This window comes from Amycolatopsis sacchari (assembly GCF_900114035.1).
In the GTDB taxonomy this organism is placed as follows: Bacteria; Actinomycetota; Actinomycetes; order Mycobacteriales; family Pseudonocardiaceae; genus Amycolatopsis_E; species Amycolatopsis_E sacchari.
In genome coordinates this window covers 166333-180870 of sequence record NZ_FORP01000005.1, presented here as the reverse complement: position 1 = coordinate 180870, position 14538 = coordinate 166333, and the positions used below count along the sequence as shown (strand labels likewise).

The 14538-nt window shown below is 72.3% G+C and carries 14 protein-coding genes; 5 read left to right on the top strand and 9 right to left on the bottom strand.

What is annotated here, in order from left to right:
• Nucleotides 1-9 precede the first annotated feature (9 nt).
• The 3 genes from BMZ92_RS11255 to BMZ92_RS11245 are packed head-to-tail and all read right to left on the bottom strand — an operon-like array spanning nt 10 to nt 2589.
• The gene (locus BMZ92_RS11255) at nt 10-675 is read right to left on the bottom strand and encodes a TetR/AcrR family transcriptional regulator (protein ID WP_245783002.1); all 666 of its coding nucleotides are present in this window, start codon (nt 673-675) and stop codon (nt 10-12) included.
• A gap of 44 nt (nt 676-719) precedes the next feature.
• Complete coding sequence (locus BMZ92_RS11250) at nt 720-1199, bottom strand: flavin reductase family protein (protein ID WP_091505923.1); 480 nt, start codon at nt 1197-1199, stop codon at nt 720-722.
• A gap of 1 nt (nt 1200) precedes the next feature.
• On the bottom strand, nt 1201-2589 hold the full coding sequence (locus BMZ92_RS11245; RefSeq protein WP_177228643.1) for an MFS transporter: 1389 nt from the start codon (nt 2587-2589) through the stop codon (nt 1201-1203).
• A 282-nt stretch (nt 2590-2871) separates the two neighbouring features.
• Between BMZ92_RS11245 and BMZ92_RS11240 the strand changes: the two genes are divergently transcribed.
• Genes BMZ92_RS11240 through BMZ92_RS11225 form a run of 4 tightly spaced genes read left to right on the top strand, consistent with a single transcriptional unit; the run spans nt 2872 to nt 6942 of the window.
• Complete coding sequence (locus tag BMZ92_RS11240; RefSeq protein ID WP_177228642.1) at nt 2872-4227, top strand: MFS transporter; 1356 nt, start codon at nt 2872-2874, stop codon at nt 4225-4227.
• A gap of 43 nt (nt 4228-4270) precedes the next feature.
• On the top strand, nt 4271-5209 hold the full coding sequence (locus BMZ92_RS11235; protein WP_091505918.1) for a sugar phosphate isomerase/epimerase family protein: 939 nt from the start codon (nt 4271-4273) through the stop codon (nt 5207-5209).
• Entirely contained in the window at nt 5206-6150 is a 945-nt protein-coding gene (locus BMZ92_RS11230; RefSeq protein ID WP_091505917.1) for a sugar phosphate isomerase/epimerase family protein, read from the top strand. Before BMZ92_RS11235 ends, BMZ92_RS11230 begins: the two co-directional genes overlap by 4 nt.
• Nucleotides 6151-6153: 3 nt before the next feature.
• Nucleotides 6154-6942, top strand: coding sequence for a TIM barrel protein (locus tag BMZ92_RS11225; RefSeq protein WP_091505915.1), 789 nt, complete (start codon nt 6154-6156; stop codon nt 6940-6942).
• Between the two features lie 99 nt (nt 6943-7041).
• Here BMZ92_RS11225 and BMZ92_RS11220 read toward each other — a convergent pair whose 3' ends face one another.
• From BMZ92_RS11220 to BMZ92_RS11205, 4 genes are all read right to left on the bottom strand, one after another.
• Nucleotides 7042-8223, bottom strand: a complete 1182-nt coding sequence (locus BMZ92_RS11220) for an MFS transporter (RefSeq protein WP_245783001.1) — start codon at nt 8221-8223, stop codon at nt 7042-7044.
• 140 nt (nt 8224-8363) lie between these two features.
• Nucleotides 8364-8516 carry a hypothetical protein gene (locus BMZ92_RS37340; RefSeq protein ID WP_177228641.1) on the bottom strand — a complete coding sequence of 51 codons (153 nt, stop codon included), beginning with the start codon at nt 8514-8516 and terminating at the stop codon, nt 8364-8366.
• A 53-nt stretch (nt 8517-8569) separates the two neighbouring features.
• Nucleotides 8570-10915 (bottom strand): beta-glucosidase family protein, encoded by a 2346-nt coding sequence (locus BMZ92_RS11210; protein ID WP_091505912.1) that lies wholly within the window; start codon nt 10913-10915, stop codon nt 8570-8572.
• Nucleotides 10912-12015 (bottom strand): LLM class flavin-dependent oxidoreductase, encoded by a 1104-nt coding sequence (locus tag BMZ92_RS11205; RefSeq protein ID WP_091505911.1) that lies wholly within the window; start codon nt 12013-12015, stop codon nt 10912-10914. The genes BMZ92_RS11210 and BMZ92_RS11205 overlap by 4 nt, the downstream gene beginning before the upstream one ends.
• Nucleotides 12016-12117: 102 nt before the next feature.
• Between BMZ92_RS11205 and BMZ92_RS11200 the strand changes: the two genes are divergently transcribed.
• On the top strand, nt 12118-13035 hold the full coding sequence (locus BMZ92_RS11200; protein WP_091505909.1) for a LysR family transcriptional regulator: 918 nt from the start codon (nt 12118-12120) through the stop codon (nt 13033-13035).
• Between the two features lie 14 nt (nt 13036-13049).
• On the opposite strand, the gene BMZ92_RS11195 is transcribed toward BMZ92_RS11200, so the two are convergent.
• Nucleotides 13050-13793: an SDR family oxidoreductase gene (locus BMZ92_RS11195; RefSeq protein WP_091505908.1), complete on the bottom strand. Its 744-nt coding sequence runs from the start codon at nt 13791-13793 to the stop codon at nt 13050-13052.
• Nucleotides 13790-14527: an SDR family oxidoreductase gene (locus tag BMZ92_RS11190; RefSeq protein WP_091505906.1), complete on the bottom strand. Its 738-nt coding sequence runs from the start codon at nt 14525-14527 to the stop codon at nt 13790-13792. The genes BMZ92_RS11195 and BMZ92_RS11190 overlap by 4 nt, the downstream gene beginning before the upstream one ends.
• Nucleotides 14528-14538: the final 11 nt, after the last annotated feature.

Here is a 14538-nt window from a genome sequence, read left to right as displayed (position 1 = left end):
CGGAAACCCTCAGCGCCGACGGCGTTTCCGCGGCGGCTCGGGCTGGGTCAGGAACGCCAGGACCATCCGCGCGAGGTCGACCAGGATCTCCGACCACTCCCCCTCGCCGGACGCCTGCTGGGTGCTGCCCAGCGCGAGCCAGCGGGCGAGCACGCTGTAGACGACGGTGAAGCTCCACTCCAGCGCCCGGTGCGGGTCGGGGTGGCGGATCTCGTCCTCCCGCTCGGCGAGCGCTGCGACGAACGCGTCCCGCAGCTCGGCGTGCGCCGCGCCGCCCAGCTCGGCGATCTGCGCGTCGGTGTTGGCCAGCAGCATGAACGGGCCGAGCACCGGCGCGTTGCGGCGCAACAGCTCCGCCGCCGTGCCGAGGACCCGCTCGACCGCCTCGCCGAACGTCTCCCCCTCCGGGGCCGGTCCGGCGAACGCCGCGCGCTGCTCCTCGCCGATCCGCGCCATCTCACGGACGTGCGCGGCGCGGATCAGGTCGTCCTTGCTGCTCACCCGGCCGTAGATCGAGCCGGTGGACACCCCGGCGCGCTGCGCGACGTCGGCCAGGGTGAAGGCATCCGAGCGGCGCTCCACCAGCAGCGCGACGACCGCGTCCAGCGCCTTGTCGAACGACAGCCTGCTGCGCTCCTGCTTGGGCTCCCTGACCCGGGCGTTGACGCTCTCCACGGGCCGACCGTACGGCACGGCGGCCGCTCCGGGCGACACCGGGATCACGCCGGCACCGCTGCCGCGGCGTACCGGCCGCGCAGGAACACCATCGGCTCCCCCGCGTCCGGCTCGACCTCCAGCGCCCGCACCCGGCCCAGCACCAGCTCGTGGTCGCCCGCGGGCCGCACCGCCTCGATGTCGCAGCCGACCCGCAGGACCGTGCCGGCCAGCCGGGGCCCGTACGGCGCCGGACCGGGCAGGCCGTGCACGGCGAAGCGGTCCGGCACCTTCTCGACGAAGTCCCGGCACAGCCGCTCGTTCCCGGCCGCGAGCACGTTGGCGCAGAAACGGCCGGTTTCGCGGATCCGGGGCCACGACGTGCTGGACCGGTCGGGCAGGAACCCCACCAGCGGCGGGTCCAGCGACACCGAGGTGAACGTGCCGACCACCATCGCGGCCCCGGTGCCCGCGGTGATGACGCAGACGCCGGTCGGGTAGTGGCTCAGCGCGCGCCGGAACTCGGTGCCGTCGAACGGGTTCACGTCAGCCTTCCTCCTTCGCGCGGGTCGCGCGGTCGATCTCCTCCGCCATCCGCTCGTGCTTGCCGTCGAGGTCCCAGAACGCCATCGTCAGGGCCTGCAACGCGATCAGCAGCAGCGGGGCGCCGTAGAACATGACCCGGATCGCGGTCAGCGCCGAGCCGGAGGCCTCGCCGGGCGTGTACCCGGCCAGGCCGAGGCCGTAGGCGACCGCGGCGGACCCGATCGCCGACCCGACCTTGGTGGCGAAGCTGATGCCCGAGGACAGCAGCCCCTCGTTGCGCGTGCCGAACCGCCACTGCTGGTACTCGACGGTGTCCGCGACCATCGTGAACATCGAGACCATCGATAGGTTGATCGCCAGCGTGCCGAGGATGTAGCAGGTCAGGAACGCCGGGAAGGTGCTCTCGAGCGGGATCATCGCGGCCCAGAACACGAAGCCGACACCGAGCGCCTGGATGTTGCCGCGCCGCTTGCCGAAGCGGCGGTAGTAGGCCGGGGCGACGAACCCGCCGACGATCATCGCGCCGGACACCAGCGGCAGCAGCACCGAGATCGCCCACGGCGCGTGCAGCACCGCGAGTGCGAAGTAGACGGTCACCGCGAGCACCATGCCCAGCCGCACGAAGTTCAGCACGCCGTAGACGAAGGTGAGCTTCCAGACCCGGTTGCCCCACAGGGTGCGGAACGCGTCGCGCGGCCGCAGCGAGTCGCTCTCCGGCGGCAGTGCGTACCGCTCCTTGCACACCAGGAAGGTGAACACGAAGAACCCGACGGACAGCACGCTGAAGATCAGCGTCGCGATCGTCCAGCCGCGCTGCTCGTTCCCGCCGCCGAGCAGGGCCACGAACGGCGTGGTGCCCGCGGTGACGATGATCGAGCCGACCGAGCTGCCGATCGCCCGCAGCCCGCCCATCTGCATGCGTTCCTGCGAATCGCGCGTCATCATCGGCAGCAGCGAGCTGTAGGGCACGTTGACCATCGAGAACAGCAGGCCGAGGGTCAGGTACGTGAGGAACGCGTAGATCAGCTTCCCGGTGTCGCCGATGTCGGGGACGGTGAAGGTGAGCACGCCGAGCGCGCCGAACGGGATCGACGCGAAGATCAGGTAGGGCCGCGCCTTGCCCCAGCGGGAGCGCGTCCGGTCGACCAGGACGCCGATCGCCGGGTCGACCACCGCGTCCAGCAGGCGGGCGACGAGGAACAGGGTGCCGAGCGCGGCGACGGGCACGACGGCCACGTCGGTGTAGTAGTAGAGCAGGAACCCGCCGACGAGGTTCCAGGAGAGGTTCGAGGCGAGGTCGCCGGCTCCGTACCCGAGCTTTTCCCGCCATCCGAGCCGGACCGCGCGTCCGGGCGCCACCCGCGGGGTGACGTCGCTGGTGATGTCCACAGTGCCGCTCCTTTGCGCACACGGCGCCGTCGTGGCGCCGGGGAAGACACCGACCACGATGCGGCACGGCACCAGGATAAAGGAAATTCATAGTTCGGATTCTGCTTATTGACGAAAGCGATGCCGCCGCCCTGACCTGCGAGAACCCGCCGTCGAGCGGTCCTGGGCGCTTCGGGCGTGGTGCATAATCGCGCCGACGGCGGGGTGCGCCCGCGAGCCGCCCGTCGGGGAGCCGACCCCTCCCCGCGCCCGGTCGCCGCCGTCGCCCCAGGGAGAACCCCGTTGCCTGCCACCGCAACCGGGCGCCGCGCGCTGTTCGCGTGCCTCGTCCTCGTCACCGCGCTCGGCGCGCTCGACCAGACGATCGTCGCCACCGCACTGCCCGAGATCGTCGCCGAACTGGGCGCGCCGTCCCGCGTCTCGTGGATCGTCACCGCCTACGCGCTGGCGCTGACGGCCGCGATGCCCGCCGCCGGGGCGCTCGGCGACCGGTTCGGCCACCGCCGCGTGCTGGTCTGCTCGATCGCCGTGTTCGTCGCCGCCTCCACCGCCTGCGGGTTCGCCGGCGACGTCGGCTTCCTGGCCGCGGCCCGGCTGGTGCAGGGCCTCGGCGGCGCCGGCCTGCTGGTGCTGCCGCAGGCCGTGGTGGCCGGTGCCGTGCCCGCGCGTGAACGCGCCGCGTTCCTCGGTCCGCTCGGCGCCGTGTACGCCGTCGCCACGGTCGCCGGCCCGCTCCTCGGCGGCTGGCTCACCGACGCCACGTCCTGGCGCTGGATCTTCTGGCTCAACCTGCCGCTCGGGGCCGCGGCGGCCGCGCTCGTGCTCACCGCCGTCCCGGCCGATCACGGGCGGGACGAGCGCACGCGGTTCGACACGACCGGCGCCGTCCTGCTCGCCGCGGCGGCCACCGGGCTCGTCCTGGTCACCACGGCGGTCGCCGAAACCGGCTGGAACCCCGCCACCACAACGGGAACGGCGCTCACCGTGGTGGCCGCCGCCGTCGCGCTCGGCTGGGAGCGCAGGGCGGCGAACCCGGTCCTCCCGGTGGGGCTGTTGCGGGACCGCACGGTGCTGCTGTGCTGCCTGCTGGCGCTGCTGGGCGGCATGGGCCTGTTCGGCGTGCTGGCGTACGTGCCGACGTGGGTGCAGGAGGTGTACGACACGTCGGCGACGACCTCCGGGCTCCTGCTGCTGCCGATCACCGCGGGGATCGTCGCCGGGGTCAACGCGTCCGGTTTCGCCGTGCGCCGCTGGGGTTCCTGGCGCCCGTTCCCCATCGCGGGCTGTGCGTTGTCCGGCGGCGCGGCGGCCGCGCTGGCGTTGCTGGACGGGGCACCGCTGCCGGTCGTCGCGGCGCTGCTGGCACTGCTGGGGCTCGGCACCGGGTCGTTCATGCAGCTCCTCGTCGTGGTGGCGCAGGACGCGGGCGGGGCACGGGTGGCCGGCGCCGTCACGGCGGGGCTGGCCTTCGTGCGGGAGACGGGGGTGACCGTCGGCGCCGCCGTGCTGGGCGCGCTGGTCGCCCGGGCGGCGGGCGGGTCCTACGCGCCGGTGTTCACGGCGACCGCGGGGTGTTTCGCCCTCGGGCTCGTGTGCGCACTGGCCCTGCCCGCCGAAAGACTAGAATCAGAATCTTGATTATGTTTCAATGAGGCACCCGACGTTCTGGAGTTGATCGACGATGACCAGCCTCCGCTGGAGCTACATGGACCACTGGCGGGTGGACAGCCCGCGCGGTCCCGTGACGCAGTACTCCGCCCGCCGCCACATGGACGACTTCGTCAAGCAGATCAACGCCGTGGGCTTCGAGGGCCTGGACATGTTCGACTTCCAGGTCTTCGCGCTGAGCGGCATGTTCGGCTCGGTCGCGAAGTACCAGGACTACCTGCGCGACCACGGCATCGACAAGATCGTGAACCTGTTCCGCGGCATCATGTACGACCCGCGCCTGGCCGACCCGCACGTGCGCGAAACGCACGACGAGATCGTCGAGAGCACGCGCCGGATGCTCGGGATGTGGCAGGCGCTCGACATCGAGAACCTCATCGTGATGCCGGCGAGCCTGTACACCGCGGCCGCGCCGGTGACCGACGACAAGATCAAGGCGGCGGCGGAGTGCTGGAGCCGCGTCGGAGAGATGACGCTGACGGAGTTCGGCGTGCGGACCACGGCGCACCACGAGTTCTTCTGCGCGATCCGCACCGAGGCCGACATCCGCAAGTTCTACGACTGGTCCGACCCGCGGTACGTGAGCTTCTTCTGCGACACCGCGCAGCACTGCATCGCCGGGATCGACCCGGTCGCGTTGTTCCTCGACCTGCACGAGCGCTGCTCCGGGTTCCACTTCAAGGACACGCGCCAGGTCGACACGACCGAGGCATACCGGCACAGCCCGGACGCCGAGCTGATGGCGCCGCAGACCGACCGCTGGTTCCACGAAATGGGCACCGAGGGCGGGCTGGTCGACTTCCCGCGCCTGATGCGGGCGATCCGGGACACCGGCTACACCGGCTGGATCACCGTCGAGCACGACAAGGCCAACATCGGCGGCGACTACGCCGAGGCCACCGCACTGTCCATGTGGTACGCCCGCAACGTCCTTTCGGAGATCTACGCATGACCGTCCGCCTCGGGTACGCCATCAACCAGTGGAAGCCGAACTTCGACGACTTCACCCGGCCCGAACAACACCGGCGCGCGCTGAAGGTGATCGCCGCGTGCGGGTTCACCGGTGTCGAACTGCGGGCGGGTACCGGGCGCTGGGACCCGCTGGGGCGTCCGTCGTCCATCGCCGCCACGTATGGTTCCACGAGCGCGTTCCTTGACGTCGTAAGGGAAATCGGCCTGCGGGTGTGCTCGTACTACGTCGATCCCGGCGAGCCGGTGGACGAGGAGCTGAGCCGTGGACGGTCCATTCTGGACAGTTCACAGCACGCGGCGATCGTCGAGTCGTTGCGGCCGTTCGCCGCGTTCCTCGCCGAGGCCGGCGCCGACCGGCTGGTCGTGCGGGCCCTGCCGGGGCACGGCGCGCTGACCGACGGACGTCTCGGTGACGCGGCGGACGGGTGGAACGCGGTCGGCGCGATGGCGGCGGAATCCGGTGTGCGGGTGTCGCTGCACGTGGACTGCCTGTCCGCGGCGGCCGACGAGAAGGTGATCGCCGGGCTGCTCGCGGCCACCGATCCCGCGCTCGTCGGGCTCACCGTGGACACCGCCGAGCTGACCGTCGCCGGTCTCGACCCCGTGCGGGTGCTGTCCGGGCACCTGGACCGGGTGGACCACCTGCACCTCAAGGACACCCGCTACGTCGACGAAACCGGCGAGCGGCTGGCCCCGCACGCGGAGGCGAGCATGCTGTCGGAAGGCGGCACACGGGAGATCGAGCGCTGGTTCTACGAATGCGGTACGCGGGGCGGGCTGGTGGACTTCCCCGCCGTCGCCGCACTGCTGCGGAACTGGTCGGGCTGGGCGGTGTTCGAAAGCGAGCAGACCCCCAACCCGGCCCGCAGCGCGATGCTGAACGGCTGGTACGCGCGCCGTTTGTTCGACCACACCAACTGAGCCATGGGAGATTCCGTGTCACTACCCCTGTCCGTCAACGTCGAACTGCTGTTCCGCGAGGCCGGTGACGACCTCGGCGACCGCATCCGCGCGGCGGCCGACCACGGCTACGGCGTCGTGGAGATCTGGTCGCACAGCGACAAGGACCTCGACAGCATTGAGAAAGCGCTTTCCGACACCGGCTCGACGCTGCACACGATGCTCGTCGAAGGACGCCTCACCCTCGCCGACGCCGGTACGCACGAGGCGTTCACCGGCCACGTCCGCGCCGCCGTCGAGGCCGCGCGGCGGTTGGGCTGCACCCGGATCGTGACCGGTTCCGGGGTCGGGCTGCCGTACATGAAGCGGGCCGTGCAGCACGGCATCGTGGTCGAAGCGCTGAAGGCGGGCGCGGACATCGCGGCGGAGCACGGCGTGACGATCGTGCTGGAGAACCTGAACACGCGTGTCGACCACCCCGGCACCCTGTTCGACACCACGGCTGAGTGCATTGCCGCGGTGCGCGCGGTCGGCTCTCCCGGGCTCGCGTTGCTCTACGACGCGTACCACTCGCTGCAGATGGGCGAGGAGCCCGCGCGGGAACTGGCCGGTGCGATGGACGTGGTGTCGCACGTGCAGATCGCAGACCTGCCGGACCGCACGGAACCGGGCACGGGAACGGTCGACTGGGCGGCCCGGCTGCGGGAACTGCGCGAGCTGGGCTACGCGGGCCCGTTCGGCCTGGAGTACCTCCCGACGACGGAGTCGCTGGCGTCCCTGCGGGCGATCACGGAGATCGCGGCGGGGTTGTAGGGTCCGGGGTTGTCACCGGGCTCCGGCCGGTGACCCACTGCACTCGCCACCGCGGCCGCGGTGCAGCCGAACCGGCCCACCGCGGCCGCGCCGGGGGCGTCACCCGGCCCCGGCCCGGCTGGCTGCGGTGATCCCCGCGGCAGCCACGATCGCCGCGGCACTCACCACCGCGGTTGCCATCCAGCCGAACCGGCCCACCGCGGCCGCGCCTGCCGCGGTGCCGAGGGTGCCGCCGACGAAGTAGACGACCATGTAGGCGCTGTTGAACCGCGCAGGGGCCGCCGGGTCGAGTGCGAGCACGGTGCTCTGGTTGGCCACCTGCGCGGCGAACAGCCCGGCGTCGAACATGCCGAGGCAGACCAGCGTGAGGGGCGTGTTCGGCAGGCAGAGGCCGAGTGTCAACGCAGCCGCGGCGGCGAGCGCCAGTCCGATGAGGATGACCCGCCGCACGCCGATGCGGTCGGTCCACACCCCGGCGATCCGGGTGCCGACGATGCCGAGCAGCCCGGCTGCCGCGTACGCGCCGATCCGTTCCGGCGAGTACGAGAACGGCGGCTGCGACAGCGCGACCGCGATGCCCGCCCACACCGCGCAGAACGCGAAGAACCACAGGACGCCGCGCCCGGCGGCCAGCCGCAACGCCGGGAACCTCAGGTACAGCCCCGGCACCCCGCGCAACGTAGCCAGGTAACCGGTGCGGCCGGGCGTGGCGGGCAGCGCCCACCGGGCGGCGAGCGCGAGGATCGCGCACGCGAGCGCGAACACCAGCAGCATGCCGCGCCAGCCGATCATCCCGGTCAGCCAGCCACCACCGATCCGCCCGGCGAGGATGCCCGCGGAGATCCCGGACGTCACCACGCCGAGCACGGTCGCCCGGCGGTGCGGCTCGGCGAAGCGTCCCGCGACCGAACTCAGCTGGGCCCCCACCGCGGAGCCGGCCCCGATCACGGCGAGCACGAGCCCGAGCAGCACGGCTGACCCGGCGGCAGTGGCCAGCGCCAAGGCGGCGGCGAGCGCGGCGAACTGCGCGGCCACCACCGTTCTCGGCGGGAACCGGTCCACCAGCGGGACCAGCACCGCGAGCCCGGCCAGGTACCCGGCCGGCCCGCAGGCGAGCACCGAGCCGACGACGGCCGCCGGGATGTCCAGCGACCCGGCGACCTCCGCGATCGAGGGTTGCAACGGGTACAGGGTCGCGGTGCCCACCGCGGCGGCCAGCGTCAGGAACCCCACCACCGGCGCGCGGAGCACCGGCCGGGCCGGCGAGAGATCAATATCCACGGCGACGACGGTAGAAGCGCCGCGGAGGCGAAGCTGGCGGGAAAACGACGGCGCGGTGACGGGGGGACGCGGCGGTGAAGCGCTTTCCGGCGGCGCCTGCCACCGCCCCTCACGCCACCACCGCCCCGGCTCCCGCCCGATCACACCACCTCCACCTCCGCGGCCTCCCCCGCCGGGCGCCCCACCAGCACCTCGTGCCTGCCCGGCGGCACCTGCCACCGGCCCGCACGCCACCGCTGCCACACCCGCTCCGCCAGCACGACCTCCGCCCCCGCGAACCCCGCGCCAGTCACACCTCCGCGATCACGCTCCACACCTGCCGCGGCCTCCCCGGCGCCACCCACCATCACACCTCGTGCTCCAGCACCTCCACGACCTCCTCCGCCGAGCGCCCCACCAGCACCTCGTGCCTGCCCGGCGGCACCTGCCACCGGCCCTCACGCCACCGCTGCCACACCCGCCCCTCCAGCACGACCTCCACCTCCGCGGTCTCCCCCGGCGCCAACCGCACCCCGGCGAACCCCGCCAGCCGCGCGTCCGCCTCGCCCGGGGCGCGGACGTACACCTGCACCACTTCACGACCTCGCCGCGCACCGGTGTTGGTCACGTCGAGCCGGACGCGCCGTCCGTCCCAGCGCGACGGTCCGAAGTGGAACGTCGTGTAGCCCGACCCCGAGCCGAACGCGAACCGCGCCCGCGTGCCCGTGCGCGCGAGGTGCCGGTAGCCGGTCGGCTCCGCGGCGGTGTAGTTCCGGCGCAGGTCCGCGTCCAGCGTCTCGCCGTGCGTGGAACGGTCCTCGTCGCGCAGTGGGACGGTCACCGGCATACGGCCGCCGGGTTCGTCGTCGCCCGCGAGGACCCGTGCCAGCGCGTCCGCGAACCCCTGGCCGGCGAACCAGCCCTGCAACACCGCACCCGCAAAACCGGCCCACGGCGCGTCGACCGGGCGCCCGGCGTTGACAACCACCACGGTCCGCGGGTTGGCGCGGCACACCTCCCGGATCAGCTCCACCTGCGCCGCGGGCAAAGCCGACGACTCCAGGTCCCGGCTCTCGCGCGAGGTCTCCAGCTCGTCCCCGACCACGAGGACGACCGCGTCGGCCTCGGCCGCCGCTCGCACGGCACGCGCCAGCGCACCGGGCACCGGCGGCGGGGCACAGGTCACCGTCAACGCCTGCACGCGGCTGCCCGCCGACGTCATCTCGGCGACCACGGTCACCGGCTGTCCCGCCCGTAGCTCGACCTCGGCACCCGTCGTCTCCGCACGGGCGACCTGCCCCATCACGTCACCCGGGGCCGGGGCGGGCCGGGACGCGAGCACCGTCCCGTCGACCGACAGCACCGTCGTCCCGGACCCGCCCGCCGCGAACGTCCACCGCCCGTCGGCGGTCGGCGTGCACACGGCGGTCAGGCGCAGCACGCCCGGCCCGGTGGTCGCACCGACCCCCGGCACGTGGCCGAACCAGATGAAAGCGCTATCCCCCCGCACCTCCGACAACACGAGTTCGCCGTCCCGGAAGTGCTCCAGCAGCACCCCAGGCTGACCGTCCGGAGTGGACACATCGAACGCGCCGAGCGACACCGCGGGAACGCTGTCCACACCCCGCTCGTAGCTCACGGGAAAGCGTTTGCGCAACGCCTCCACCGGCGTCGTCACGCCCCCTTCGGGACGGATGCGGCCGAACGTCGCGCCCTGGTAACAGGGCCGGTCGGCGTTCGGCCCGATGACCGCCAGCCGCGTCCCGGGCGCCAGCGGAAGCAGCTCGTCCTCGTTACGGCACAACACGAACGACGCCACAGCCGCGTCGGTCAGCACCTCGTGCGGCGGCACATCCGGCGCCGTGACCTGAGGACTGCTCCCGTCGAGCGCACCCACCCGGCGCGCCAGGCGGAGCAGCCGCGTCACCGCGTCGTCGAGCCTCTCCCTCGGCACGTCCCCGCGTTCCACCGCCTCGGCCAGGCGAGCGCCGAAGTGGATGGCGGGACCGGGCATTTCGAGGTCGAGCCCGGCGAGCGCGGGCCCGAGCGTCTCGTGCAGGGCGAAGTAGTCGGAAATCACGATTCCGTCGAAACCCCACTCGTCCTTCACGATCGCCAGCAGCTCGGCGTGCGCCGCGCAGGGCGTGCCGTTGAGCCGGTTGTAGGCGGTCATCATCGCCCACGCTCCCGCGCGGACGGCGTGCTCGAACGGCCGCAGGTACACCTCGCGCAGGGCGGTGTCGTCCACGTCGGCGCTCATCCGCTGGCGCTCGGTCTCGGTGTCGTTGCACACCAGGTGTTTCGGCACGGCGGCGACGCCCTGTCCCTGCAGGCCTTCGACGAACGCCGCGCCGAGCACCCCGGCCAGCAACGGGTCCTCCGACAGCATCTCGAACGTCCGGCCGGAAAGCCCGGTGCGGGCCAGGTTGAGGTTGGGCGCGTAGACGGCGTCGAAACCACGGCTGCGGGCTTCCGAGCCTTCCGCCGCCGCCACCGACCGCACCACGTCCGGATCCCAGGTCGCGCCCAGCGCGATCCCGCTCGGCAGCAGCAGCGACGTGTCCCGCTCGTCGAAGGTCGGGCTGACCAGGCCGAGCGGACCGTCCACGAGGTACACCGGGCGCAGCCCGACGGCGGGCTCGGCCGGGGTGCGGTACCCGGTCTCCCCGGCCGTCAGCGCCGCCTTGCGCGCCGGATCCAGCGCGCCGGTCACGCCGCCGCCCGGAAGTGCGGCATGACGCGCGTGGCGAACAGCTCCATCGACTGACGGCCCAGCGCGACCCGCTCCGGGGTCAGCGGCCCGCCGAGGAACCCGCCGAGCACGTTGCCGATCCCGATGCCCTGGATCTCCCGCAGGTGCTCGGTGACGGTTTCCGGGCTGCCCCACAGGCACCAGGTGCGCTGGTAGCCGGGTTTGCGGGCGTCCGGCGGCGGGGGCAGCGTCACGCCCGTGATCCGCTCGGCGGCGAGGTTCGCGACGTGCTCGCGCTCGATCGCCTCCTGGTACTGCTCCATGAGCAGCTGCAGCTCCTCCTCGGCCTGCTCGTCGGTCTCGGCGAGGTGCACGTGCTGGTAGGTGTGCGTGGTCCACTCCAGCGCGTGGGCGACGCGGGCTTCGTCGTGCCCGGCCGCCTCCAGCGCTTCGCGGTAGGCCTGGAAGTAGCGGCGCAGGTGCTCCAGCGGCCGCCCGTCGTCGATCGTCGGCGGCGTGAAGGCGAGGATGAACGCGGGCTGGGCCTTGCTCGCCGCCCGCTGCGTGCTCGACGGCCGCGCGGCGACCGACATCAGCTGCGGGCCGCCGGCCGAGTAGGGCGCGGGCACGATCCGCGAGACGACCGAGCCGCGGTAGTGCCCGTTGTCGAACTCGATCGGCGGGTCGGAGATCTCCTTGGCCCACAAGCGTTCCACGAGCTCCAGATTGGACACCGACAGCTGCGCGGTGTCCTTGTAATTGATACCTAGCCCGATCATCTCCTCCGGCGTGGTCCCGCTGCCGGTGCCGACGAGGACCTTGCCGTCGGTGAGCTGGTCGATGAGGTTGAGCCGCTCGGCGAAGCGGACCGGGTGGTGCAGCGGGATGGTCTGCACGGAGAACCCGAAGTGCAGCCGGGGCAGTTTCGCGGCGAGGTAGGCCGCGAACATCATCGGGTCGCTGGCCGGCGGCGCGTAGCCGGTGAAGTGGTGATCAGGCAGGAAGACGGCGTCGAACCCGAGCCGTTCGGCCTCCACCGCGTGGTCGACCATCGCCTCGATGACGGGCCGGTCGTCGGCGGGACCGGAGGACCGGGTGGTCAGGAACGCGGAGAAGTGCACAGCGACCTCCAGTGGCCGTAGAAACAAGATTTAGAATGTTGATTCTGGTTTTAGCGTAGACTCCTCCGCGTCCGCGCGTCAACGGCGAAGGAGAGGGCGACCGTGAACCTCACGAACCTGGACCTGAACCTCCTTGTCCCCCTGGACATGCTCCTGCGGGAGAAGAGCGTCACCAGGGCCGCCGCCCGGCTCGGGCTCAGCCAGCCGGCGCTCAGCTCGTCACTGGCCCGGCTGCGGCGGCACTTCGGCGACCAGCTGCTGGTCCGCAAGGGCAACGCCTACGAGCTGACCCCGCTGGCCGCGCAGCTGCGCCCCCGCGCCGAGGCGGCGCTCATCGGGGTCCGGCAGGCGTTCAGCGCGCACCCCGGGTTCGACCCGACCACCTCGGGCCGCGAGTTCCGGGTCGCCGCCTCGGACTACGTGGTGGCCGTGCTGGGCGCCGCGGTCGGCCGGATCCTCGACGAACGCGCACCCGGGGTGCGCCTGCGGTTCGAGCCCAGCACGGCGTCCATTGTGGACAACGCGCCGGAAAGCCTGCGGCACGTCGACGGGATGATGCTGCCGCACGGGTACCTCCGCGGCGTCCCGCACGCCGACCTGTTCGCGGACTCCTGGGTGTGCGTGGTCGGTGAGAGCAACGACCAGGTCGGCGACGCGCTGACGATGGACGACCTGCGGAAGCTGCCGTGGGTGTTCACCTACCTGTCGGCGACCGCGTTCACCACGGTCGCCCGGCAGCTGCAGGCGCTCGGGATCGAGCCGAGGGTGACCGCCGTGGTGGAGAGCTTCCTCGCGGTCCCCCACCTCGTCGCGGGCACGGACCGGATCGGGCTGCTCCAAGGGCACGTGGCGCGGCTGCTGTCCGGTGTGGACGGAGTGCGGATCCTGCCGTGCCCCTTCGAGCCCGTGCCGCTCGTGGAAGCCCTGTGGTGGCACCCGATGCACGACGACGACCCGGAGCACCGCTGGATCCGCGAGGTCTTCGCAGAAGCGGGGCGGGCGCTGGCGCCCGCCCCGTGAAGGCCCCGCCGCGGTCAGACCCGCAGGCCGGTGCCGCCGCCGACGACGAGGTTCTCGCCGGTGATGTAGCCCGCGTCCGGGGAGAGCAGGAAGGCCACGGCCGCAGCGACTTCCCGCGCCTCGCCGAGCCGTCCCAGCGGAACCCCCGCCGCGACGGCCTCCCTGGCCGCGCTCACCTGCTCGGCCGGCATCCCGGACTTGGCCCAGATCGGCGTCGCGATCGGGCCGGGGCTCACGGCGTTGACCCGGATCCCGCGCGGCGCCAGCTCCACCGCCAGCGACGGCACCATCGCCAGCAACGCCCCCTTGCTGCCCGCACCGAGGCTCGCGCCCGGCAGGCCGCGGGTGGCCGCGATGCCGACCGTGAACACCACCGACGCGTTGTCCGCCAGGAGGGGCAAGGCCTTCTGCAGCAAGAAGAACTGCCCCTTCGCGTTGACGGCGAACACCTCGTCGTAGGTGTCCTCGTCCACTTCTCCCAGCGGCACCGCCTTGTTGACCCCCGCGTTCAGGAACACTCCCGTGAGCGAACCGAAGCGGTCACGCGCCGCGGCGATGACGCGGTCGGTGTCGGCGAGCGAGGCGATGTCGGCCTCGACGATCTCGACCTCGCCGGGGAGTTCAGCCCGGGCCGCCCGGATCGTCTCGGGGTTCCGGCCGGTCACCAGCACCTCCGCACCGCGCTCGTGCAGCAGCCGCGCGGTGGCGAGACCGATCCCGCTGGTCCCGCCGGTGATGAGCACCGTTTCCCTGGTCACAGCTGCGTCGCACCGCCGTCCACGGCGAGTTCGGCGCCGGTGGTGTAGGTCGCGTCGAAGGCGAGGAAGGCGACCGCCCGCGCGATCTCGTCCGGGCCGCCGAAGCGCTGCATCGGGTTGTTCGCGACCACCTGCGCCTTGAACGCCGCGGCGTCCTCCGCGCTCATCTCCTTCTCCAGGATCTCGGTGTCGATGGGGCCGGGGCTGACGGCGTTGACCCGTATCCCCCGCGGCAGGAGCTCGCGGGCGAGGCTGCGGGCCATCGAGCGCACCGCCGCCTTGCCCGCCGCGTAGGCACTCGCCCCCTCGATGCCCTGCACGTTCGCGGCCGAGGTGGTGAGGACGACGCCGGCGCCCGTGCTCAGCAGCGGAGCGAGCTTCTGCACGGTGAAGTAGGCGCCCTTGACGTTGATCGCGAACAGCTCGTCGTACACCTCCTCGGTCATCGACTCGAACGGCGACGACCTCGTGATCCCGGCGTTGACGAACAAGGCCTCGACCGAACCGAGCTCGCGCTTCACCCGGTCGGCCATCTCGTCCAGGTCCGCCGGCGACGCCACGTCACCCCGCACCGTCACCACGTTCTCGCCGAGCTGTTGCCGCGCCGCGTCGAGGGTGGCCTGCGAACGCCCGGTGATCGCCACCCGAGCGCCACCCGCCACGAAGAATTTCGCCACCCCGAAGCCGATTCCACTGCTTCCGCCGGTGATCACCACATTTTTGCCGCGGTACACGTGCGCGCCTT

What these genes read in the sequence shown, in the direction of transcription:
- BMZ92_RS11230 (WP_091505917.1), top strand. Translation starts at nt 5,206, where the DNA reads ATGACCGTCCGCCTCGGGTACGCCATCAACCAGTGGAAGCCGAACTTC.
- BMZ92_RS11225 (WP_091505915.1), top strand. Translation starts at nt 6,154, where the DNA reads ATGGGAGATTCCGTGTCACTACCCCTGTCCGTCAACGTCGAACTGCTG.
- BMZ92_RS11235 (WP_091505918.1), top strand. Translation starts at nt 4,271, where the DNA reads ATGACCAGCCTCCGCTGGAGCTACATGGACCACTGGCGGGTGGACAGC.